This window comes from Alkalimonas sp. NCh-2 (assembly GCF_039631345.1).
In the GTDB taxonomy this organism is placed as follows: domain Bacteria; phylum Pseudomonadota; class Gammaproteobacteria; order Enterobacterales; family Alteromonadaceae; genus Alkalimonas; species Alkalimonas mucilaginosa.
Genome location: NZ_JBDIUV010000004.1, coordinates 1 through 23,247 on the forward strand (window position 1 = coordinate 1; position 23,247 = coordinate 23,247).

The 23,247-nt window shown below is 54.0% G+C and carries 22 protein-coding genes and 1 rRNA gene; 11 read left to right on the forward strand and 12 right to left on the reverse strand.

The genetic code is table 11. From position 1 onward, the window contains the following. Positions 1-137: 137 nt before the first annotated feature. Positions 138-252: ribosomal RNA gene (gene rrf / locus ABC502_RS11430) — 5S ribosomal RNA — on the forward strand. Between the two features lie 194 nt (positions 253-446). Here the strand turns inward: rrf and ABC502_RS11435 are convergent. From ABC502_RS11435 to ABC502_RS11450, 4 genes are all read right to left on the reverse strand, one after another. Next, a complete protein-coding gene (locus ABC502_RS11435; RefSeq protein ID WP_345915984.1) occupies positions 447-1,259 on the reverse strand; it encodes a hypothetical protein in 813 nt (270 codons plus the stop codon). Positions 1,260-1,309: 50 nt separating this feature from the next. Then, a complete protein-coding gene (locus ABC502_RS11440) occupies positions 1,310-3,379 on the reverse strand; it encodes a GNAT family N-acetyltransferase (protein WP_345915985.1) in 2,070 nt (689 codons plus the stop codon). Beyond that, complete coding sequence (uvrD, locus tag ABC502_RS11445) at positions 3,379-5,550, reverse strand: DNA helicase II (protein ID WP_345915986.1); 2,172 nt, start codon at positions 5,548-5,550, stop codon at positions 3,379-3,381. Before uvrD ends, ABC502_RS11440 begins: the two co-directional genes overlap by 1 nt. Before the next feature lie 83 nt (positions 5,551-5,633). After that, positions 5,634-6,335: an HAD-IA family hydrolase gene (locus ABC502_RS11450; protein ID WP_330088770.1), complete on the reverse strand. Its 702-nt coding sequence runs from the start codon at positions 6,333-6,335 to the stop codon at positions 5,634-5,636. Between the two features lie 500 nt (positions 6,336-6,835). Between ABC502_RS11450 and ABC502_RS11455 the strand changes: the two genes are divergently transcribed. Further along, entirely contained in the window at positions 6,836-7,651 is an 816-nt protein-coding gene (locus tag ABC502_RS11455; RefSeq protein WP_345915987.1) for a hypothetical protein, read from the forward strand. On the opposite strand, the gene ABC502_RS11460 is transcribed toward ABC502_RS11455, so the two are convergent. The 4 genes from ABC502_RS11460 to lysA are packed head-to-tail and all read right to left on the reverse strand — an operon-like array spanning position 7,648 to position 11,375. Continuing rightward, the gene (locus tag ABC502_RS11460) at positions 7,648-8,583 is read right to left on the reverse strand and encodes a tyrosine recombinase XerC (RefSeq protein ID WP_345915988.1); all 936 of its coding nucleotides are present in this window, start codon (positions 8,581-8,583) and stop codon (positions 7,648-7,650) included. The two genes, ABC502_RS11455 and ABC502_RS11460, sit on opposite strands and share 4 nt — an antisense overlap. Beyond that, the gene (locus ABC502_RS11465; protein WP_330088773.1) at positions 8,573-9,271 is read right to left on the reverse strand and encodes a DUF484 family protein; all 699 of its coding nucleotides are present in this window, start codon (positions 9,269-9,271) and stop codon (positions 8,573-8,575) included. Before ABC502_RS11465 ends, ABC502_RS11460 begins: the two co-directional genes overlap by 11 nt. Then, complete coding sequence (gene dapF / locus ABC502_RS11470) at positions 9,268-10,128, reverse strand: diaminopimelate epimerase (RefSeq protein ID WP_330088861.1); 861 nt, start codon at positions 10,126-10,128, stop codon at positions 9,268-9,270. Before dapF ends, ABC502_RS11465 begins: the two co-directional genes overlap by 4 nt. Continuing rightward, positions 10,125-11,375, reverse strand: coding sequence for a diaminopimelate decarboxylase (gene lysA / locus ABC502_RS11475; RefSeq protein ID WP_345915989.1), 1,251 nt, complete (start codon positions 11,373-11,375; stop codon positions 10,125-10,127). Before lysA ends, dapF begins: the two co-directional genes overlap by 4 nt. Before the next feature lie 466 nt (positions 11,376-11,841). Here lysA and ABC502_RS11480 point away from each other — a divergent pair, with 466 nt between their 5' ends. The 8 genes from ABC502_RS11480 to ABC502_RS11515 all read left to right on the forward strand — a co-directional run bounded on the left by ABC502_RS11480 (position 11,842) and on the right by ABC502_RS11515 (position 19,134). Further along, entirely contained in the window at positions 11,842-12,522 is a 681-nt protein-coding gene (locus ABC502_RS11480) for an alpha/beta fold hydrolase (RefSeq protein ID WP_330088775.1), read from the forward strand. A gap of 1 nt (position 12,523) precedes the next feature. After that, complete coding sequence (gene hemC, locus ABC502_RS11485) at positions 12,524-13,453, forward strand: hydroxymethylbilane synthase (protein WP_330088776.1); 930 nt, start codon at positions 12,524-12,526, stop codon at positions 13,451-13,453. Next, a complete protein-coding gene (locus ABC502_RS11490; RefSeq protein WP_330088777.1) occupies positions 13,453-14,199 on the forward strand; it encodes a uroporphyrinogen-III synthase in 747 nt (248 codons plus the stop codon). Before hemC ends, ABC502_RS11490 begins: the two co-directional genes overlap by 1 nt. Further along, positions 14,196-15,386, forward strand: coding sequence for a uroporphyrinogen-III C-methyltransferase (locus tag ABC502_RS11495; RefSeq protein ID WP_330088778.1), 1,191 nt, complete (start codon positions 14,196-14,198; stop codon positions 15,384-15,386). Before ABC502_RS11490 ends, ABC502_RS11495 begins: the two co-directional genes overlap by 4 nt. Next, entirely contained in the window at positions 15,383-16,477 is a 1,095-nt protein-coding gene (locus ABC502_RS11500) for a heme biosynthesis HemY N-terminal domain-containing protein (protein ID WP_330088779.1), read from the forward strand. Before ABC502_RS11495 ends, ABC502_RS11500 begins: the two co-directional genes overlap by 4 nt. A 5-nt stretch (positions 16,478-16,482) precedes the next feature. After that, positions 16,483-17,025: a DNA-deoxyinosine glycosylase gene (locus tag ABC502_RS11505; RefSeq protein ID WP_345915990.1), complete on the forward strand. Its 543-nt coding sequence runs from the start codon at positions 16,483-16,485 to the stop codon at positions 17,023-17,025. A 212-nt stretch (positions 17,026-17,237) separates the two neighbouring features. Then, positions 17,238-18,308: a cyanophycinase gene (locus ABC502_RS11510; RefSeq protein WP_345915991.1), complete on the forward strand. Its 1,071-nt coding sequence runs from the start codon at positions 17,238-17,240 to the stop codon at positions 18,306-18,308. Positions 18,309-18,375: 67 nt separating this feature from the next. After that, the gene (locus tag ABC502_RS11515) at positions 18,376-19,134 is read left to right on the forward strand and encodes a hypothetical protein (protein WP_345915992.1); all 759 of its coding nucleotides are present in this window, start codon (positions 18,376-18,378) and stop codon (positions 19,132-19,134) included. Between the two features lie 16 nt (positions 19,135-19,150). Here ABC502_RS11515 and ABC502_RS11520 read toward each other — a convergent pair whose 3' ends face one another. The 4 genes from ABC502_RS11520 to ubiD form a co-directional block, all read right to left on the reverse strand. After that, on the reverse strand, positions 19,151-19,558 hold the full coding sequence (locus tag ABC502_RS11520) for a thioesterase family protein (protein WP_330088783.1): 408 nt from the start codon (positions 19,556-19,558) through the stop codon (positions 19,151-19,153). 81 nt (positions 19,559-19,639) lie between these two features. Continuing rightward, a complete protein-coding gene (gene fre / locus ABC502_RS11525) occupies positions 19,640-20,344 on the reverse strand; it encodes an NAD(P)H-flavin reductase (RefSeq protein WP_330088784.1) in 705 nt (234 codons plus the stop codon). Between the two features lie 10 nt (positions 20,345-20,354). Continuing rightward, positions 20,355-20,636, reverse strand: a complete 282-nt coding sequence (locus ABC502_RS11530; protein WP_330088785.1) for a 2Fe-2S iron-sulfur cluster-binding protein — start codon at positions 20,634-20,636, stop codon at positions 20,355-20,357. Next, entirely contained in the window at positions 20,633-22,114 is a 1,482-nt protein-coding gene (gene ubiD / locus ABC502_RS11535; RefSeq protein ID WP_330088786.1) for a 4-hydroxy-3-polyprenylbenzoate decarboxylase, read from the reverse strand. Before ubiD ends, ABC502_RS11530 begins: the two co-directional genes overlap by 4 nt. 298 nt (positions 22,115-22,412) lie before the next feature. On the opposite strand from ubiD, the gene ABC502_RS11540 reads away from it, so the two are divergent. Beyond that, on the forward strand, positions 22,413-23,186 hold the full coding sequence (locus ABC502_RS11540) for an EAL domain-containing protein (RefSeq protein WP_345916143.1): 774 nt from the start codon (positions 22,413-22,415) through the stop codon (positions 23,184-23,186). The last annotated feature ends 61 nt before the right edge of the window (positions 23,187-23,247 follow it).

Here is a 23,247-nt window from a genome sequence, read left to right on the forward strand (position 1 = left end):
CAGGGTGTGGAAGCGTGGCGACACGTTAAGCTAACCTGTACTAATTGCCCGAGAGGCTTAACCATACAACGCCCAAGTGGCTTGTATGCACGCTATCGAAATCAGCTTGCTAGTTAAAGACAGACAAACAGTTTTTGCCTGGTGGCAATAGCGCTGTGGAACCACCTGACTCCATTCCGAACTCAGAAGTGAAACGCAGCTGCGACGATGGTAGTGTGGCATTCGCCATGCGAGAGTAGTACACCGCCAGGCACCCAATAAAGCCAAGAGCCCACTCATTTGAGTGGGCTTTTTGCTTTATGCGCCTGACTCACATCTATCCGCGAAGGCTGAGACGCTCCTTCAGGCTCGCCACAACAACTCCCTCGCTAGTCGCTCAGTCAAACATGTTGATGTCGATCTGAACGAGCGTCTCAGCCTGGAGCCACTAGAAACGAGAATTGACTTCAAGGATTGCGTTTCAGGTTGCCGTGTCGATCAAAGCTCCAATGCTCTGGGCCAAGTAACTCCAGATACGATCTGGCTTCTGTAAGAGGTACGGCGCTGATAAAGTGTTGCTGATGGTTGAGGAAGATGAGCCATTGCTGGCTATCGTCGGCCAGCTCTGCTGCAGATAAGTAACGGTGCATCCCAAGAAAGAGAGGCGGATAGTGTTTCCAGCCTTTTTGGCTGCGAAAGATATAATCGCTTTGGTAATCCAGGTGCAGGTAATTGGCTTGTTCAATGGCGGAAAGCTCACTCTTATGCACAATGTTCGCAATAGTTATGCTGTTGCTGCTAGCAATCAATTGTTGATAACGCTGTTGTTGCAGAACCTGGTTTTGTTGTCTGAGTACCAGAGTATCTGCAAAGCTTAGATCCAGTGGTGGGCTGAGCTCTAAAGCAAAATACGCCTCGCGGTACTCTCTGAATAGTTGCTCCCTGCCATCCTCATCATCACAGGCTAACTCCCGGTTTTGCCAAAGGCGGACATTTCGGGAGGGTAGCAGCGCTAGAGTCTGGACAAAGTCCCGGTACGACTCCATAGGCAGTTCCAGTGTTTGTTCGATCACATTGAGAGCAGGCAAGCTTTCAAGCTCTTGGGTCAAGGCGTTCCATTGAATCGCTGACTCACCATGCTGACAGTTGCTATAAGCTTTTGTCAGCTGTTGACTAAGCGTTTCGGTATCGAGCGCAACCTGAAGCAAACGCACTTGTTGTGCCGTAAAGTCCTCAGCAGTAAGGCTTGCGAAGAGTGTAAAAGCAGCAATCGAGAGCATAGTAAGGTCATCAGCTAAAACGCCAGATTAACATTAGTTTGGCTGATACGCTACTGAGAGCCGGGTGTTGCCAATGCTGCTGCTACAATGCGCCGTAATCGGTCGATGATTTGTTTTTTTCCGGTCAAACCACAGGTGTTCGCTAAATTCTCAAAGCTTTTCTTTTGCCACAACAGCGCTATGCAGAGCTCGGCATCTGCGGCTGCAAGTTCCTGCAGATGCTGATTAAACCAATACAACAATTGGCTATACACCAGCTCGAAAGGGCGCTGCTGATCGGCAAACAGGATCAGTGCCTGGTAATCCAATTGACTGAGTGCTTGCTGTGGTGGTGTGACTAATTGTCGAAGTAGTTCAGGGCAAAGCTGCGGGTATAGGGCCGGGACCTGATCATAGAGCTGGCGGCGAAAACAGCTTTCAAGTTGCCTGATGGTACTTTGGTGCTTAGTGCTTTGCTGCAGCATCAGCAGTGAATGTTCACCGCTGGCCTGATCGGCTTTAACACCAAGCCGCACCGGCACAAAGTCAGCTTTTGACCAGAAGCTCAGCACTTGTGTTGATAAAGCGAAACTGGTACCGAGCAAATGTTGGGTGGGTTGATAGTGCGTACTGATACGTCTTAGCAGCTCAGTACCAAGGCCTTGCCCCTGCAACTTGGGGTGCACTACGATGCGCTGGATACGGGCCATTTGCTGTTGGGTTAGTTCGGGTTGTTGCAGGTGAAACGCCAGACTTTGGGCCAGCAGGTGCCCCTGTACCCGCCGCTTACCAAGCAAAATTTCTTTGCTGAGTAACTCCGGCAACTCGCCTTCCAGACTAACCAGAGCGCAGGCTAGCAGGCTATCATCATGCAGCAGGGCAAAAACTTCCAGTTGAGGGTTGTCCAGTAGTGCAGCCAGATCATCGACTCTGGTTTGGTAATGCGCCAAAGACAGCAAATGAAACAAAGATTGCAGCAGCTCAGGCTGCTTAAGCAGCTGGCCGGAGTTTAGTTGTTGCAACTGCAATGCATTGATAGCGCCATCCCATAGCGGATCCTGTTCCGATAGATTTAACAGCAAGCTATGAAACAACAGTTGCTCGAGTGGATCGCCATCCGCATAACGAATGGGTTGCTTGAGCTGCAGCTGTTTATAACCAGCAAAGTGCTGCTGCAAATAGGCCTGAAAACGCAACTGAAAGCCGCGGCCGGTACCTTCATAACCATGTTCGGTGGTAGCAAAAACGACTCTGGGATAGGCCTGCACCAGCTGCTGCAACAAAGGGGTGGGAATGGCGGCTGCTTCATCCACAAGCACCAAGTCGGCGTGCGGCTGCTGTTTTAGCAGTACATCAATCGGCAGGTAACGCAGCTGCGATTGCTGCTCTGTGCTGACATGAGCACGAAAGTGCTGCTGACAGATAGCGGCAGCTGACTCATTGGGCGCAGTCAGCAGGATTTGTTTATCGTGTTGCGCTAATTCAGCGCCGGCCAGGCCCAGTGCCGCTGATTTACCCCGTCCACGATGGGCTGTCAGCACCAAGGGCCGTTTGCGATGGCCCTGCGCCACTTTATGAATGGCGGCAACCGCAGCTTGCTGCTCGAGGCTGGCATAAGGTACCGGTGCTGGTTCACGGGTGGTAATTTTCGGAAAGATGGGGGCTTGCAGCACTTCATCGGGTGTCAGCCAGGCCAGTTCGCATTGCTGCAAGCGCTGACAGAAAAACCGCAGAAAATCACCCTGATGTTTGCTTGCATCCAGTGGATAGGGCAGCAGATGGCGATGGTCAGGGTTCGGTTGTTGCATCCACTGCTCAGGCTCTGGTGTCAGCAGCAACCAAAGACCGCCCGCTTTCAGGCTGCCGCTGACGGCAGCAACCAAATCGGCTGGGAAGCCTTGCTCTGCATTAATGATCAGCCAGTCGCACTCGGTGCCGAGCTGCTTGTGTTGCCGGCTAGGTACCAGTGCACCAGCCGGTGCATCTGGGCCAATCCAGCATAGCTTGTCCGGTTGGTAGTGTTGCAGCAGCTGTTGTACTTGGGGCAATAAGCGGCTGTTGCTGCCACTGAATACCACCGGCAGCCGGCAATGCGCCGCGCTGGCGGCTCTGAGCCAGTCAGGCAGCTGCTGCCCCAACATCAGGCGATGGCCTCCAGCCGGGCATAGGCCGTGACCAGCCACTTGCTGCCGACTTCATCAAAGTTGATTTGAATACGCGACTGAGGGCCGCTGCCTTCGTAATTCAGCACAGTACCTTCGCCAAACTTACTGTGCAGCACCCGCTGGCCCAGTTTGTAGCCGGTGTTCTCAAAGGCAACATGGCTGGCTTGCTGACTAAAGCGACCGCTACTTACCGGCTGCACCACCCGGGTCGTCAGACGGATAGGCTCCAGGTATTGTTCGGGGATTTCGCGTAAAAAACGCGAAGGCAATTGATGATGTTCCTGGCCATAAACCCGCCGGCTTTCGGCATGGCAAAGGTACAGCTTTTGCATCGCCCGGGTCATGCCGACGTAACACAGCCGCCGCTCTTCTTCCAACCGGCCGGGCTCATCGGCGCTTTGCTGGCTGGGGAACATGCCCTCTTCCAGGCCGTTGATAAACACCAGTGGAAACTCCAATCCCTTGGCACTGTGCAGTGTCATCAACTGGACCGCATCGGCATGCTTGTCGGCCTGATAATCACCGGCATCCAGCGCAGCTTGGGCCAGAAAGGACTCCAGTGGAGTCATTTGCTCGTCGGCTTGGTAGGGGGCGGTCTGACAAGCGGTGATCAGCTCGTTTAAGTTTTCCAGCCGGGTTTGGGCTTTTTCACCTTTTTCTGCCTGATACATGGCATAGAGGCCAGAGCGCTTGATGGCATGCTCGGCTTGTTCGTGCAGCGGCAAGTCGTCGCAGGCTTGGCTAAGCTGCTCAATTAATTCGATAAACTGGCCAATGGCATTGGCTGCCCGGCCAGAGAGCTGTTTGGTGGCAAGCAGCTGTTGCAGCGTTTGCCAGAGCGTCAGTTGCTGCTCACGAGCCTCGGCCCGGACCTTGGCCAAGGTCGTTTCGCCAATACCGCGGGCCGGGGTGTTGATCACCCGCTCAATAGCGGCATCGTCGTTGCGGTTGGCAATCAGTCGCAGATACGCCAAGGCATCTTTGATCTCCTGGCGCTCATAAAAGCGCAGCCCGCCGTAGATGCGGTAATTTAACCCCGCCTGGATCAACGCTTCTTCCAGAATACGGGACTGGGCATTGTTGCGGTACAAAATCGCTGTATCGGTCAGGGTATTGCCCTGCTGCTGCCAGTCTTTGATACGGCCAACGATAAAGCGGGCTTCATCCAGTTCATTGAAAGCGGTATAGACGGAAATCGCTTCGCCTTCACGGCCATCGGTCCATAAGTCTTTGCCCAGCCGATCGCTGTTGTTGGCAATCACCGCATTGGCCGCTTTTAAAATGGTGGCGGTGGAGCGGTAGTTTTGCTCCAGCCGGATGGTGACAGGCTCATTGAAATCGCGCAGAAAGCTCTGAATGTTCTCGACCCTGGCGCCACGCCAGCCATAAATCGATTGATCGTCATCGCCGACAATCATCACTTTGCTGTCCGGCCCTGCCAGCAGTTTTAGCCAGCGGTACTGAATGGCGTTGGTATCCTGAAACTCATCCACCAGCACATGCCGAAAGCGCTGCTGATAGTGTGCCCGTACTTCAGGGTGTTGCTGCAATAACTCGACCGATCGCAGCAAGATCTCGGCAAAATCGACCAGACCGGCCCGATCGCAGACATCCTGATAGGCGGTATAAATCTTCACCATGGTTTGCAGGCTGAAATCACCACCGGCTTCAATCTGGCCGGGCCGCTCGCCTTCGTCTTTGCGGGCATTGATAAACCATTGGATTTGTTTGGCCGGCCAGTGTTTTTCATCCAGGTTCAGGCTTTTCAGGACCCGGCGGATCAACCGGTACTGATCGTCAGAGTCCAGAATTTGAAAGCCCTGCGGCAAGCCCACTTGTTGATAGTGGGTGCGCAATAGCCGGTGCGACAACCCATGAAAGGTGCCCATCCAGAGGTTGTGCAAGCTGACGCCCACGGTGTGCTCAATACGGCCACGCATTTCCTGCGCTGCTTTGTTGGTAAAAGTCACCGCCAGCAAGCTGTATGGTGCCACCCGCTCGACCTGCATCAACCAGGCCAAGCGATGGATCAATACCCGGGTCTTGCCACTGCCAGCCCCTGCCAGCACCAGCATATGCTGTGGCGGCGCTGCCACAGCTTCGCGTTGGGGGTCGTTCAGATCATCCAGCAGGCTTGATACATCCATCGGGGCACTCATTGATTGCAGAAAAAGCCATTATAACAGGCCTAAGCAGCAGGCCAAGACTTGGGTGGATGAATATCCAGTGTTTAGCCCAGCAGTTTGGTTAATTGCGACAGCTCGGTGAGCCGGATATGCGGCAATACAGGGACTGAGCTTTGCTGGTGATCCAGCCAGGCGGCCTGGCAACCGGCGTTTAATGCGCCCATCACATCGGCACGGTGGCTGTCGCCGATATGCAGGATCTGTTGTGGTGGAAGCTGCAGCTTTTTGGCGGCGGCCAGAAATAGATCCGGAAAGGGTTTCATCCGGCCATCCGGACCAGCCTGCAGACTAAACTGAAAGAGATCATCAAGCCCCATGCGCTGAATGCAGGCATTGCCATTGGTGATGGCGATCAGTTGATAGCGGCTGGCTAATTGCACCAGCAACTGGCGCACCTCTGGTGCTATGGTGATCTTGGTGCGGGCCTGCCAAAAGGCCTGATAAGCAGTTTCGGCTACCTCGCCGGCTTCGCACGCTGCCAGCCCAAGCTGAATTAACCCTGCTTCCAGTCCCAGCAAGCGCCAACGGCCAATATCGTGCCGAATGTCCGGTGTTTGCTGGCCCAGATGCCAGCGCTGCTGACTCCAGTAATCCAGCGGTTTGTGCAGCTCAGGCGCCAGTTGTTGCTGTAAGCTGTGCAGCATCGCTTGTTCGGCCGCCAGCAAGACCGGCCGGTTGTCGTACAGGGTATCGTCCAAATCGAATGATAAGATCTTAATCGTGTAAAGTTTTTTAAAGATATGCATGTCTTTTTGTACTCTGTGAGCTTCAATGCTTGGACTGAACCAGTGGTTAGTATTACGTGTATGGCATGGAAAAACACGTCAAATTATCCGTCTGAATGCTTTTTATTTGCGCGATTGATGTAAACTAAGTGCTGTATTTCTTGTGTTTTTTTTGTTTTGCTCGATAGTATGCAACCTGTTTTTTTCTTGGAGTGCAATGAGTGATTGTACGAATTTTTTTCTTGAGCTTTGGTTTATTGCTGCTTTCTTTCAGGGGCGGGGCAACGGAGTGGCATCAGGTGATTGCTTGTGACAATTGCAGTGAGTCGGCTGCCCGGGCTTTAGTCAATCGCAAAGCAACATTATCCATTTCATGCGAGGCCCTGCCTGGCCATCACTTAGAGCGGGGCAGTCGAGCTTGCTATAGCCAGCCCGGGGAGCTGTATGTGCTGAACCTGCACTCAGGCCAAAGTTATGCCTTTTATCATTACCACAGCGGTCAGGGTGGGGAGGCTGGTGACTTGCAACTGCATATTCAGGCACGGCCGGTTGCGGCTGGTTTACGACAGTTACTTAAGGACTTTAGCGACAGCGTTGGCCGATACACCCTATTACTGCGTGAAATCAGCCATGAAGCACGACTGGATACTTTGCAAAGCTCACCCTTGCATCAGGTGACGACTGCTAGCGCAGGAGGATGCCCTGCTGGTAATCCAACCGAAAGAGCCATAGAGGCAGCACTATCTCACAGAGTTCGGGCTCAATTGCAGTACGGTGTTCAACAGCGTTTTAATCAGGCTTTGGCTTCAGGCCGCTATCGCAGCGTACAGGGTGCATTTGAGCGGTTAAGTATCACCAGTGTTGGTGCCCAGGCCAGCAAAGGTGGCCTAGGCTTGAGTGTAACCTGGGAAAGAAGGGTGCAGGGGGCGACACAACGCTATGTGTTTGAGCATGAGGTACCACCTAGTAGTGATGGCCCTTGGAATGAAGTGGCTTTCTTTGTGAATCCTGATGAAAATGGCAATCTAGTAGTTAACCTGGCAGCGCAGCAAACCTATATAGAAGGACTTTTTTTTCAGGATATTATGGCTGGGGGAGGGCAATTTTCTGATGATGCGTCCGCTCTGTTGAGCGACTGTGCGAAAATGGCTTTTGTTAGTGCTTTGGCTAAAACGGGAGGTAGCTTCAGTAAACGTCCAGCTGGTGGCGGGAATTCTGTCCCGATTTCGCCAGATAGAATTGGTTTAGGACATGCTCACGTAGACAGCTGCACTGTTTATTTTTATGATTCAAGAGGCGAGTTACTTTACGTGTTTCCGAACATGAAGTGCAATTAACTTTTCTTCCTTGCTCTGGGGTGCGCGCCATCGTACACCTTGGCTAGATGCTGGAAATCCAGGTGGGTATAGACTTGGGTGGTGCTTAAGTTGGCGTGGCCAAGCAACTCTTGCACGGCGCGCAAGTCGCCACTGGATTCCAGCAAGTGGCTGGCAAAGGAATGGCGCAGCATATGCGGGTGCAGCGATTGTGGCAGCCCCTGCAGTTTGGCCCAGCGCTCGACCCGCTGCCGTACCTGGCGGGTGGAAATGCGCTGCTGTTGCAGGCTTAAAAACAGCGCCTGGCTGTCCTCTGCTGGAAGCTTAGGCCCTGCCAGTTCAGGTCGGTGCTGCAACCAGGCTTGTAAGGCTCTGATGGCGTAGCGGCCAATCGGCACCATACGTTCTTTGCTGCCCTTGCCGCGCACCCGTAACTGCTGCTCCGTCCAACTGATATCCGGCAGATTGATATTGACCAGCTCTTCTAAGCGTAAGCCAGACGAGTAAAACAGTTCCAGCATGGCGCGATCGCGATACCCCAAAGTATCATCCGGCTCTACATCCAGCAGGTGACGCATTTGATCAACATCAAGCTGTTTCGGCAGGGTTTTCGTGGCTTTGGGCACTTTCAGATGTTGTGCCGGGTTGATGGCCTGTGGATTTTCTGCCTGTAAAAACCGAAACAGGCTGCGCAGGCTGGCGGCGCGCAGTGCCAGTGAACGGGGCGCCAGACCTTGCTGAAAATCCTGCATCAGCAGGTGTTGCAGCATGGTTTGGGTGACGTCCTGCCAGCTGTGGACCGGCAACTTCAATGCTATGGTTTCCAGCTGTTGGCGGTAGCTGCTTAGCGTGGCCCGGCTGTAATTGCGCTCGTTGCGCAAGTTCGCCAGGAATTTTTCCAGCGGCTCTGCCAGGCTGGCTGGCAAAGCGGTTTGTCCGGTTTTAGGCGGCATGATGGGCCGGAGAGAGCACCCGCACTACCAGCTCAGCCAGATGGGCGAGGAATAAATTGTCCATGTCCGGTTGGAAATGGTCGTCCTGCTCACTGCCAAAAGCCAGCAAAGCCAGTGGCTTGTCTTGCACCTGGATCAATTGCAGTGCTACCGAATGAATACTGGCCGGGAAAATATGCTGCTGCTCTTCATGATTGAGCCGGCCCAAATAGAGCTTACGGCCATTGAGCCGGCGATTTAGCAGCAGTTCAAACTGGTTAAAATCGGGCTGGTTACTGCTATCGACAAAGGAAAACAGTTTGCAGGCGTGCACACCGGGCATGGCGGCAGTAAAGCTCTGTAGATGTTGTTGCAGCTCTTCTGCATGTTGGCACTGCATCAAATCGACATGCAGCTGGTTCAGCGCTTTGAAAATCAGCTCATTGTGACGGGCAATGCTCATTAAGCGGGTAATTTCTTCTTCCAGCGCGTTAATTTTTTCGCGCTGCAACTCCAGCTTGCGCTCGACCAGCGAGATGCTACCTTTTTGCTGGTGCGGCAGGCGCAGCTCTGTTAGCAGCCCCGGGTGCTGCAAAAAGAAGTCCGGATGCTGCTGCAGATGATCAATCACCAGGGCTGCCTGCATCAGTTGCTCATCGGCCTGCAGCTCGGCTGCGGTCAGGGGTTTGTTGTCCTTGCTCTTGCTCATAATACAATTTGTCCATCGTACACATGGGTGGCCGGGCCGGTCATCCGTACTGGTTGCCCCGGACCTTGCCAGCGAATGGTCAGGCTGCCACCGGGTAAATCCACCCGCACCTGTTGTTGAAGTTTCTTTTGCATCGCACCTATCACCACAGCTGCGCAGGCACCGGTGCCACAAGCCAGGGTTTCGCCAACGCCGCGCTCCCAGACTCGCAGTTTAATATGTTGTGGATTAAGAATTTGCATAAAGCCAATATTGGCCCGCTCAGGAAAGCGCTCGTGCAGTTCAAATAACGGCCCGAGAATATCGACCGGGGCTGCTTCCAGTTGCTCGACAATGGTGACAGCATGAGGGTTGCCCATTGAAACTACACCGGCCAACAGCGTTTGATCATCGGCCCGCAGAATATAGGTGGTTTCCTGCTTCTGGGCTTTAAAGGGAATGCGATCCGGCTCCAGTTGTGGCACCCCCATATTGACGGTGACCTGACCATCCTGCTCCACCAGTAGCTGAATGGTGCCCGACTTGGTGCTAACACCAATTTTGTGCTTGTTGGTCAGACCGCGGGCGCGGACAAAACGGGCAAAGCAGCGGGCGCCATTGCCGCATTGCTCGACTTCGGAGCCATCGGCATTAAAAATGCGGTAATGAAAGTCCAGATCCGGATCATAGGGTGGCTCTACCATCAGCAGTTGATCAAAGCCGATGCCAAAATTGCGATCGGCCAGCCGGCGGATTTGTTCCGGTGTGATGTACACATTGTTGCTGACATTGTCCACCACCATAAAGTCGTTGCCAAGGCCGTGCATTTTGGAAAACTGCAACAAGGTACCACGCTTATCGGGTCGCTGTGCATTCATGGGAGAGTGTGTTCGCCGCGCCATAGATCCTGCCATAATTCACGCTGCCGGATCAGGTAGCTCTTACTGCCATCCACCAGCACTTCGGCCGCTCTAGGCCGGCTATTGTAATTGGAGCTCATGGTAAAACCATAGGCGCCTGCGGAGCGCACTGCCAGTAAATCGCCTTCAGCAATGGTTAAAAGCCGATCTTTACCGAGGAAATCACCGGTTTCGCAGACCGGGCCCACTACATCGTACAACTGCGGTTTGCCAGCAACTTGTTGCTGCACCGGTACAATGGCCTGCCAGGCACTGTAAAGCGCTGGCCGGATTAAATCGTTCATGGCGGCATCGACAATGGCGAAGTTTTTCTCCTGACCTGGTTTTAAGTACTCCACTCTGGTCAGCAGCACACCGGCATTGGCCATAATGGCGCGTCCTGGCTCGAAAATCAGCGTCAGTTCCGGGTAAGGTTTTAACCGCTCTACCACAGCGGCAGCATATTCACTGGGGTGCGGCGGGGTTTCATCCTGATAGCGCACCCCGAGGCCACCGCCGACATCGATGTGTTGTAACTGAATGCCGTGGCTTTTTAGCCGATCGATTAAGGCTAGCAACTTATCCAATGCATCCAAGAAAGGTTGGGTTTCGGTCAGTTGCGAGCCGATATGGCAATCGACACCGACCACCTGCAAATGCGAGGCGGCCGCTGCTTGCTGATAAATGCGTTCAGCGTCGTTGATATCAATGCCGAATTTATTGGCTTTTAAGCCGGTAGAAATATAGGGATGAGTTTTGGCGTCTATGTCCGGATTGACCCGGATGGAGACAGGGGCAGATAGATCCAGCTCTTGAGCAACCTGCTGCAGCCGGTTTAATTCGGCTTCAGACTCGACATTAAAGCACTTAATACCGAGCTGCAGGGCATAACGCATTTCATCGGCGGTTTTGGCCACACCGGAAAAAACCACTTTTTTAGGGTCACCGCCGGCGGCTATCACCCGGCGTAGTTCACCCTCGGAGACGATATCAAAGCCAGAACCAAGCCGGGCCAGCAGGTCCAGTACGGCAATATTGCTGTTGGCTTTCACCGCATAGCAAATCAGGTGCGGATGATGTTGGGCGGCGTCGGCAAAGGCATGGTAATGCCGCTCTATGGTGGCGCGGGAATAGACATAGCAAGGTGTGCCATAATGAGCAGCAATGTCACTAAGTGACACTTCTTCGGCAAAAAGTTGCTGCTCGCGGTAATTAAAATGGTCCATGTGGTTTACTCTGTGGTACGACGAGTTGGTATAACGACAGCGGGATTTTCTGGCCCGGTAACCGGCTCTTCTGCGACAGCTTCCGGCGGTTGTGGTAAGGTAAGGGGGCCTTTCTGACCACAGGCTGACAGGGCCAGCAGGGTAACTGACACAAGCAGGATGCGAGTACGCAACGAACAAAAGCGATAGCTTGGATGCATGGTGATGTATTTCATAAATTGCCAGAGGCTCTATAATCGCATCCTTAGCAGCAAAAGCAAACAGGTGACGCAGCGAATGATCGTGAATATGACGAATTAGCCGATGCCACCCTGCATCCGTTGTGGGTAGCTACCAAGTGTAACGCCGTTACTGCAAGTGGCGGCAGAGTATGAAATAGAGAACCGTACCGGCCTGAAATTTTTGGCCTTGATTAACGATGCCGCCAGTAAGTAAGCTGGTGTTGTCATTCAATTAGAGCAATAGCATGACAGTACTTCCTTTTGTTGATACGCCAGCCCAGGGGCCTTGCAAGGCCGTAGTCGTCTGGTTGCATGGCCTCGGCGACTCCGGCCATGGTTTTGCCCCCATAGTGCCTGAACTTCGGTTACCCGCCGGTGCCGGCATTCGCTTTATTTTCCCTCATGCGCCGGTGCAGCCGGTCACCATCAATGGTGGCATGGAAATGCGCTCCTGGTACGATATTAAAAGCATGGACTTATTAAGCCGGGCCGATGAAGCCGGAGTGCGTGACTCTGCGGCTAAAGTGCAGCAGTTGCTGGATCAACTGATCGCGCAAGGCATGCCCTCCGAGCGGATTGTGCTGGCCGGCTTTAGCCAGGGTGGCGTGATAGCGCTGCATTTGCTGGCGCGCTTGCCTTATAAGCTGGCTGGTGTGATGGCCTTATCCACCTATATGTGTGCACCAGAAAAACTGTCAGATGAAGCCCTGCCTCACAACAAAGCAACCCCGGTCTTTTTTGGCCATGGCGTGCAGGATCCGGTGGTACCCATCGCAGGTGGCCAGCAGGCGTTTCATGCGCTTAAAAAGCAGGGCTTTGCGGTCAGTTGGCACGACTACCGGATGGAGCACAGTGTCTGCGCGCAGGAAGTCGCTGATATCAGCAGTTTTTTGCAGCGGCTGTTGCTGACAGACAAGGATAATTGACATGAGCCAGATGGTACGAATTGCCACCCGCAAAAGCGCGCTGGCGTTGTGGCAGGCCGAGTATGTCAAGGCCGAGTTGGAAAAGCACCATCCTGGAATAATGGTCCAACTGGTGCCGATGTCGACCCAGGGCGATAAAATCCTGGATACGCCGCTGGCTAAAATCGGCGGTAAAGGCCTCTTTGTCAAAGAGCTGGAAACGGCTTTGCTGGATGGCCGGGCTGATATTGCCGTGCACAGCATGAAAGACGTGCCGGTGGCTTTCCCTGAAGGCCTGGCGTTGCAAACCATTTGCCCGCGTGAAGATCCGCGCGATGCCTTTGTTTCCAATCGTTACGCCAGTCTGGCGGAGTTACCGGCTGGGGCTGTGGTTGGCACCTCCAGCCTGCGCCGGCAGTGTCAGTTAAAAGCCCGGCGACCGGATTTGGTGATCAAAGATTTACGTGGCAACGTCAATACCCGTTTGGCCAAACTGGATCAGGGCGACTTTGATGCCATTATCCTGGCTGCGGCCGGTTTGATTCGGTTGGGTTTTCAACAGCGCATTGCCGGCTGGCTGGCACCGGAGCAAAGCTTACCTGCCAATGGCCAGGGTGCTGTCGGCATTGAATGCCGGGCCGACGACCCGCGTATTCAGCAATTGCTGGCGGCACTGCATGATGCCGATACGGCGGATCGGGTGCTGGCCGAGCGGGCAATGAATCGGCGTTTACAAGGCGGTTGTCAGGTACCGATTGGCGCTTATGCCGAACTTGACGGCGATACCCTTTGGTTACGTGGTCTGGTCGGCTCGCTGGATGGTGGGCAGATTTTACAGGCCGAAGCCAAAGCGCCACGTCAGCAAGCGGAAGCTTTGGGTGTACAGGTGGCGGAAGCGCTGCTGGCACAGGGGGCGGCTGCACTGTTGGCTGCTGCCTACCAGGAGCGGTGATGAGTGCTCAGACACTGTTAATCACCCGGCCGGCAGGCAAAGCGGATGCCTTATTGGCCGGCCTGGATGAACTTGGTCTGGTTTATCTGTACCAGCCGCTGATTGCCACCCAACTGGTACCCGTTAAGCCAAAGGAGCTGCAGTGGTTGCAGCAGGCCGATCAGCTGGTGTTTGTCAGCGTCAGCGCGGTGACATCGTTGCAGCAACAACTGGACGCCAGTGAGCTCAAAGCTCCACTGCGTGCGGTTGGCCAGACCACCGCATCGGTTTTGCAGCAATGGACCGGGCGGGAGGTAGTGTACCCGGACGATCAGCGCAGTGAAGGAGTGTTGTCGATGCCCTGCATGCAGCAGGTCGATGGTCAGAACATTGTGATCGTGCGTGGTCAGAGTGGCCGCGAGCTGATGAAACAAGGATTGCAGCAACGCGGTGCCCGGGTGCGTTATGTGCAAAGCTATCATCGGGTGCCGATTGAGCTGGATGGTGAGGCGCTGTTTGCTCTCTGGCAGCAGCAGGTCAGTTGCATTCTGGTCACCAGTGAAGAAATTCTGCGCCGGTTATTCTCATTGCTGCCGGTTGCCGGCCATGACTGGTTGCGCAGTCGGCACTGGATTTTGGTCAGTCCGCGCATGCACGATTCGGCGCTGGCACTTGGCATCCCGGTCAGCAAGATTATACTGGCAGATAATGCCAACGATACTGCGCTTATGGCAGCGATATGTCATTACAAGAGGGATTATTTATGAGCAGTGAGCCAAGCAAAGCCAGCGAAGCAGATAAGGTAACTGAGCAGCCACCGGCAAATGCCGCTAAGGCGACGCAGTCCGGCGATGAGATGCGTTATTTGTCTGAAGCGGACTTGCACGATCCTGTGGTGAAAACCGGGCGAGGTATAGCCTGGCTGGCTTTACTGGTTAGCCTGCTACTGACGGGCGCTTTGGTTGCTGCAGGCTACTGGCTTTACCCACAGTGGCTGCAATTGACGGAGAGCCAGCAGCGCCAGCAACTGGTCCTGGAGCGTCAGTTGGATGATGAGCGTACTGAACTGCAGCGCAGCCAGCAACGGCTTAGAGATGAGCAACAGGATCAGCTGTCACAATGGCAGCAGCAACAACGCCAGCAGCAGGATGAGCTAAGGCGCCAACTGCAACAGCAGCAAACGCAATTTCAGCAGCAGTTGCGTTTTATTGAACAGCGCTTAGAGCAACAACAAGGGGCTGCGCCCAGTATCTGGTTGCTGGCAGAGGTGGATTACCTGCTGCGGATGGCCAGCCAGAAAATCTGGTTGGAGTTGGATGTAGCAACCAGTCTGCAACTGTTAAAAAGTGCTGATAGCCGTTTGGCCCGTCTGGGTGAGCCTGCTTTATTGACCGTGCGTGAAGCCATTCGTCAGGACGAGCAAGCCTTGTCCAGATTGCGTATTCCAGACCCGATCGAAATCCAGCTCAGTATCCGATCACTGCGGGAGCTGGCGCGGCAACTGCCATTTAAAGATCAGCAGCAGGCACTGTCAACGCCTGCAGAAGGCACTGATTCCAGCTGGGGTGAGCGCTGGCAGCGGTTGTGGCAACAGGGCTTGAAACAACTGGTGCAGGTGCGTCGCAGTGTGGCAGAAGATGATTTTAGCCTGAGCCGCGAGCAGCAATTCCTGTTACGGCAGCGTTTGCAGCAACAACTGGTGCAAGCCGAACTGGCAGCCATGCAGCAGCAAAGTGCTTTGCTTCAGGCCAGTTTACGCGAAGCTGCTGATTTAGTGCAGCGCTATTTTGAGGCCTCCGATGCAGGCACTCAGCAGCTGTCAGCCCGCCTGGTTGAGCTGGCCCGGCTGGAATTGCACCCGGGCTACATTGCTCCACTGCAAAGTCTGGAAGCCTTGCAACGCTATCAGCGCACCATACAGCTCTTGGGTGAGGATGCAGGAGACGCGCTATGATGATACGTTTGCTGCTGATCATACTGCTGCTGGCAGCAGCGATGTGGCTGGGCCCTCTGGTGCTGGCCGAGCCGGGTTATGTGCGCATTGTGTTGGCGGGCTATACGCTGGAAATGACAGTGGTGGGTCTGGTGGTGCTTGTGCTCGTCAGTGGCCTGTTGTTATGGCTGACAGCCAAGCTGCTGCGGGCCCTCTGGCGTCTGCCAAGTCGCTCCTGGCGTTTCTGGCAATGGCGCCGGCGGCAAAAAGCAGAGCAGGCTTTTCAGGAGGGGTTGCGGGCGTTTGCCCGGCAGCAGTGGCAGGATGCGGCGAACTTGCTGCAGCAATCGCTGGCGCACTCGCAGTATCAGGATGAAAAACGCATGCTGGCAGGTTATGCCGCCTTTTATGCCGGTCAAACGCCTCAGGCCGAGCAACTGATCCAGCAACTGGCAGCAGAGGACCCAAATACCTGGTTCGTGCAGGCCGATCTATTGATCCAGCAAGGGCAGGCTGCACAAGCCGCGCATTTGCTGCAGGCCAAAGTGGACCAGCAGCCCAAAGCCTGTGGTCTGGGGCAGTTGTATTTGTTCAGCCTGCAGCAGGCCGGGCAGTGGCAGCAATTGCTGGAGCAGGTGCCTGCTGCACTGAAGCATCGCTGGTTTAGTAAGTCGCAATGGGCGGTACAACGCTATCAAATTTACCCGAAAGCCATCAGCAGTCTGGTGCAAAGCGGGCAGTTTTCCGAGCAGGCAGAATACTGGCAAGCCTTACCAGGGCGCGAGCGCAAATCGGTCGCTGCGGTCATTGGCCGAGCCTGGGCCAAAGCCAATCAGGGCCAGACTGAGCAGGCAGAGCGTTTGCTGGTCAACACCCTGGCACTGGCCGATATTGAGCTGGCCTGGCCGTATTTACGCCAAATCCCACTGGGAAAATCCGTACTGCAACTGCGTAAGCAAGTACAGCATTGGTTGCGTGATCACGCCGGCAACGGTTATCTGTATGCACTGCTTAGCTGGCTGGCGGAGCAAGAAGGGGAGCTGGAACAAGCGCGCCTGGCCTGGAAGAAAGCACTGCAGTACCAGCCTGAGCTGGCTGCCAGTAAGCGCTAAGTCCAATGAGTCAACTCACCGGCCTGGCGCCGGTCAGCCGCCCGGATGCGCGTGTGCTGCTGCTTGGCAGCATGCCGGGTGCTGTGTCCCTGGCTCAGCAGCAGTATTATGGCCACCCCCGCAATCACTTTTGGTCCATCATGGCCGAGCTGTTTGGCTTTGAGGTGGCTTTATCTTATCCAGAGCGCTTGCAGGCGTTGCTTAACAACCAGGTTGCGCTGTGGGATGTGCTGCAGCATTGTGAGCGGCAAGGCAGTTTAGACAGTGCCATTCGCCATGAAAGTCCGAATGATTTTGCCGGCTTTTTCCAACAGCACCGGCAACTACAATTGATCGCCTTTAATGGCAAAAAAGCTGAAGCCAGTTTCCGCAAGCTGGTGCTGCCGACGACAGCATTGCCAAAAGCCTGCAGTCTGCTAGCTTTGCCCTCCAGCAGCCCGGCCAATGCCGGTATGTCCAGGTCCGTTCGATTGCAGGCATGGCGGCAACTTACAACAAGCAGTGAGCAAGTTGAACCACTTGACAACATTAGCCGCATTAGTGAATAGTAGATGGCATGGTACTTTCTGGTAACCGAGTGAATGACGCTCACCCAGCAACCAATATGTCTCGCCTGAGCTATGCCTCTAGCAGGTTGCATGCCTGCGCCTCGGATTATCATCTCTCTGAATGGTTTGACGAATAGCCTATCCTTTTGACCAAGTTGTGTGCTGCAAGCCATCGCGGCTTGAAGTCTTGTCTGTCAATGTGGAGTCAAGCTATGACTATCAAAGGTGTTTTATTCTCCATTTCTATGCTGTGCGCTCTTTGGGGTTGCAGCAGCCAGTATAACCAGTCCGAATTACTACATAGTATAGAGGCTCTTGCCAATGCCGCAGCCTGTGGTTATGGCCCCAGACCTGATAAGCCAGGCAGCCTTACCCGCTATGCGGTTGGTTACACAGGGGATGTCTGTGTGGAACTGGATAAAGAGCGGGCCGGGGTGATTCTGATGGGCGGCAGTACCGATGTGGACGATATCTTTGTACAGAAAGTGCGCCCGCATATTCAGAGTGGCAATGTGCTGGTGCTGCGCACCCGCGGTGGGGCTGGCTACAACGACTATTTGCAACAGCTGACCCAGGCCGCCTCGGTGGAAACTTTGATTGTTGACAGCCGGGATAAAGCCAACAGTGACTATGTCGCCTGGGCGGTTCAAACTGCCGAGTTTATCTGGTTTGCCGGTGGTGACCAGTCCGAATACATCCGCTACTGGCAGGATACCCGCTTGCAGCAAAAGCTGCACTACGCCTACCAAAAAGGGGCCATTATTGGTGGTACTTCGGCGGGTAATACGATTCTGGGCGAAGTGGTGTACAACCCGGATGGTGTGGGCAGTGCCGTTTCCAGCGAGGTGGTGCAGGATTTTTGTGATCCGAACATTAAATTCAGTGGCGATTTTTTGCAGGCGCCGATGCTAAGGGGCACTATTACTGACACCCACTTTAAACAGCGTGATCGTATGGGGCGTTTGATGGTATTTCTGGCTCATCCTGCCCATCGCAATCTGACAGGGATTGCCGTTTCAGAGCAAACCGCGCTCTGGGTGGCGCGCGATGGCCAAACCGAGGTGTATGGATCGCACGAGGTGTATCTGCTGCGGGCGGATGCAGCAAGCCGTTTTCGGCAAACAGAGTGTGGAAAGCCGGTGATTATTGATCATCTGCTGCGTTATCGCCTGGTAGCGGGCGATCAGTATCAGCTGCAAAGTCATCAGAGCAGCGTGCAGCCGATGCGCATTTCAATCGATGGTCGGCAGATCCCTGCTTACCAGCCCGGCAACCCTTATTAATTGTTAATGAATCTTTTAAATTAAGCGCGGTCTATACAGCACGTTCACATTGCAGGCGGAGCCGCGCTTGATATCACAGCCCTCTCCATGGTTGGAGATACCGCTTGACGCTGAGCCCGAGCCTGCGCAGTTCATTTCGGTCTCTTACTGGCAGAGCTGGCGCTTTCCGCTGCTGCTGGCGGTGCTGGTGCATGCGGCTATCGGCTTGCTGCTGGTGCAACACAGTTGGCAACGCCCGGTTACAACCCTGGAGTCACCTCGGGCCATCGAGGCGTATTTTTATCAGCCGCCTGTAGTCGCTGTAGCCGAACCGGCGATATCGCACGATGAGCCTGAGCCAGCAACACCTGAAGAATTGGCTGCTGCGCTGCAGGTTGTCGAGGAGGCCGCTGCTATGCCGCCGCTGCCAAACGAAACAGCGGCGGATGCTGGAGTGTCAACTGCTGAGGTACCTGAGCCTTCGCTTGAAACCGCCCAAGGCAACCAGGCAGTGGGGCGGGCTTTTGCACAAAGCAGAGGCAGTCTGATGGATCGTGCTTTGCAGCAGCTGCAAAACACGGATGATTTGGCCAGTGCACATCGGGCGCAGCAAATACAACGGCATGCGCAACCCAGCATTACCGTAGAGAAGCGCTATCAGGAAATCCAGGATGGCAGTCAGCCGATACGTAACGCTCGTGGCTGCCTCACCAGTGATCCGAGCAAAGACGGCTTTGATGCCTTAATGGCAGCAAAGTATGTGCCCTGTGGCGATGAGATAAGTGCAGCTCAGCAATTGCAGGAAATCCTGCAACGCCGCTCCAGGCATTCGGGCCGATCAAATTAAACTTTGCGTGTCCGGATTAGCCTTGTAACTGCTGCTCCAGCCGCTCTTTTAAAGCTCCTTCGATGGGCACCGCTTTGCCGGTTTTCTGATCCAGGCAAACAAACGTAATGTCGGCATCGGCGGCAATACGATCGCTGCCTTTTATCCGTACTTCCTGACGTACCATCGCACTTTTACTACCAATTTTACTAAATTGAGTGCTGATTTGCAGGGTATGCCCCATAGTAGCGGCTTCGCGGTAATTGATGTTGATGTTGACAATGACCCAGGCCAGGCCAAGTTCACGAAAAAATTCAATATCACCATTATCTTCCAGATAGCCCCAGCGCGCTTCTTCCAGAAACTCCAGATAACGGGCATTGTTTACATGCTGGTAGATATCAAGGTGATATCCCCGAACTTTAATTTCAGTCAGGTGGGTCATAGTGAGCTCACAGTCAACAAAGAGAACCACATTGTGCCATAGCCGAACTGGCTAGACCAGTGTGGCTGTCGGGCTGTAATACTAGATATAAGCAAAGGCATCGGCGAACATCTGTTCTCGATGCGCGCCTTGTTTTAAAAACGCATCACGCACCACCCCAACCATAGGGAAGGGGCCTGCGATGTATATGTCATAAGCATCCAGTGAAATAAAGTCATTCAGCACCGCTTCGTGCACCAGGCCAGTGCGGCCTTGCCACTGGTTATCGGCTTGTTGCACCACCGGAATAAATCGGAAGCTGTTGTGACTGTTGGCCCATTGCTGCAATTCTTCGAGCAGGTACAAGCTGCTTTGTTGTTGCACGCCCCAGTACAAAAAAACCGGCCGTTTCTGTGGCTGCAGCTGCAGTGCTTTCGCTATGCTGTACACATAGGAAAATCCTGTGCCACCAGCCAGCAGCAGTACCGGGTTGTCGCTGGGTCGCAGATGCGCCTGGCCCAGACCTGCTTCAACCATCACTGGTTGGTTGGTATGGAGCTGTTGCTGCAGATAATTCAGTGCCTGGCTGCTGTACTCATCCGCTTTGGAGGCGCCAATGTGCAGCTCTAATTGCTTGCCATTGGGTAAACAGGCTAGTGAGAAAGGCCGTTTATCGTGCTCCGTTAAGCACAATTGCAGGTACTGGCCCGGCAAAAAATCGACTGCTTGCAGTGGGCTTAGCAGTACCTGTTGCACAAAGGGAGTGAGCGGGGTGATGGCATCTACGGTGCACTGGGTTTGGATCATGCTGGTCTCTTTAGGCTTGTATAAATGGATGTTGCAGTACCAGATCCGTTAACGGATAGGCTAAACAACCATAGGTAAATTTTTGCGCTTTGTCGATGTCGGTCAAGGGTGAAGGCGAGTCGTAACGCACTTCACCACTTTGCAGCCGGCAGACACAACTGGTACAAACACCCTGGCGGCATCGGTTTGGAAAGTCGATGCCATGCCGCAACGCGGCTTGCAGGATGGTTTCGCCAGCTTCGGCCTCAAAGGTCAGGCCTGACGGCTGAATGCGGATACGACAGGTCGTCATGGCTGGTCGGGTAACTCGATGCCAAGGCTTGGCCAGAGTGCATCGATCCGCTCCTTCACTGCCGGGTCCATCACAATAGGCTCGCCCCACTCACGGTCGGTTTCACCCGGCCACTTGTTGGTAGCATCCATGCCCATCTTGGAGCCCAGGCCGGAGACTGGCGACGCAAAGTCCAGGTAGTCGATCGGGGTATTCTCGACCAGCGTGGTATCACGAGCCGGATCCATCCGGGTGGTGATGGCCCAGATCACATCTTGCCAGTCACGGGCATTGATGTCGTCGTCGCAGACAATGACAAACTTGGTGTACATAAATTGCCGCAAGAAGGACCATACCCCCATCATCACCCGCTTGGCGTGGCCAGGGTACTGCTTTTTCATCGTCACTACGGCCAGGCGGTAAGAGCAGCCCTCCGGTGGCAGATAGAAATCGACAATCTCCGGGAACTGCTTTTGCAAAATGGGTACAAAGACTTCGTTCAGTGCTACACCTAAAATGGCAGGTTCATCCGGTGGCCGGCCGGTGTAGGTGCTGTGGTAAATAGGGTCTTCGCGATGGGTGATATGGGTCACGGTAAACACCGGAAACTCATCCACTTCGTTGTAGTAACCGGTATGATCACCGTAAGGACCTTCCGGTGCCATTTCACCCGCTTCAATGTAGCCCTCCAACACAAACTCGGCACTGGCGGGTACCTGCAACTCGTTACTGATGCATTGCACCACTTCGGTGTTGTCGCCGCGCAGCAGGCCGGCAAAACCGTATTCGGACAAAGTATCCGGCACCGGTGTGACGGCGCCTAAAATGGTGGCGGGATCAGCACCCAGTGCCACTGCAACCGGGAAGCGTTCGCCGGGGTGGGCTTTTTGCCATTCAAAAAAGTCCAATGCACCACCGCGATGCGATAACCAGCGCATAATGACTTTATTCTTTCCAAGCAATTGCTGGCGGTAAATGCCAAGGTTTTGCCGTTCTTTGTGCGGTCCTTTGGTTACGGTCAGGCCCCAGGTAATCAAAGGAGCAGCATCACCGGGCCAGCAGGTCATAATAGGCAGCTTGGTGAGGTCCACCTCATCACCTTGCAGTACCACCTGCTGACAAGCGGCTTTGCGTACTTTTTTCGGTGACATATTCAGCACCTGCTTAAAGATCGGCAGTTTGCTAAAGGCATCTTTTAACCCTTTTGGCGGCTCTGGCTCTTTTAAGAATGCCAGCAGCTTGCCCACTTCGCGCAGCGCACTAACTTCTTCTTGCCCCATGCCAAGCGCGACCCGTTCCGGGGTGCCGAATAAGTTGGCCAGCACCGGGATGGTAGAGCCTTTGGGGTTTTCAAACAACAAGGCGGGGCCACCTGCCCGCAGGGTGCGGTCGGCGATTTCAGTCATTTCCAGCACAGGGTCAACTTCCACCGCAATGCGTTTTAATTGACCGCGCTGCTCCAGTTGCGCGATAAAATCTCGCAGATCTTTGTATTTCATGGGTTCTGCTCACTGCAAAGCGTCAAAATACGGGGCTCTTCCTTGGCAGGATCAGCCAGCGTTAAAGGGTGCCAGTATACATGGAGTCTGTACTGCTGTCAGTGTAGACGGCTGCGAAGCCACTGGCTTTTGTCGCTGAACCTGGCGCAGACAGCCTGAGCAAAGTTATGGCTGCTAAAATCCGGTTATGATTCGTCAAACGGTGCTTAGATTCGGATAAAGCTTTGGAGCGTGCGCTGTAATCTGCTGAAAACTGTGACTATACTGTTTGTAATAGCCGTAAAAGAGAGCCGTGAGCATGGATTTTCCTGCCAGGATTAAACAGCAGACCTGTAGCGATTGTTTAAGTGGCCAGGAGTTGGGATTTGCCATAAAAATGGCATTTCAACCTATTATTGATTGGCAGCAGCAGTCGATATTTGCGTATGAAGCTTTGGTGCGGGGGCCAGAGGGGCAGGGGGCTGCCTGGGTGTTTGCCCAGGTTAACAAAGACAACCGCTACTACTTTGATCAAGCATGCCGGGTAAAAGCCATTGAAACCGCTGCTCGTCTTGGTTGCAGCAGCTATTTAAGTATCAATTTTATGCCCAATGCAGTTTATAACCCGGAAACCTGCATTCAAGCCACGCTGGAAGCCAGTGAGCTTTATGGATTTTGCAAAGAAAAAATTATTTTTGAGGTGATCGAAACGGAGGAAATTCCGGACAAAGGTCACCTGACACGGATTTTTCAAAGCTATGCCCGGCATGGCTTTTTAACGGCCATCGATGACTACGGAGCCGGCTTTGCCAATCTGGAGTGGCTGCAGGCACTAAAACCCAATATATTGAAGTTGGATATGGCACTGATCCGGGATATAGAGCAAAGCCCGGCTAAGCAAGCGATAGTGCGCAGCACCATCGCTCAGTGTGAGCTACAGGGCACCACAGTGCTGGCAGAAGGCATTGAAACTGCCGCTGAGCTTAACTGGCTGGTTGCGGCCGGGGTGCGTTACCTGCAAGGTTATTATTTTGCCCGGCCGGCACTGGAAAGCCTGACGCCCTGGTCGGATATTGATACTTTGCAGCAATAAGCGGATCTCCTTCCACGCGAAGATAAAAGGCGCCGGGTGGCGCCTTGGTGCTGTTAGTGAA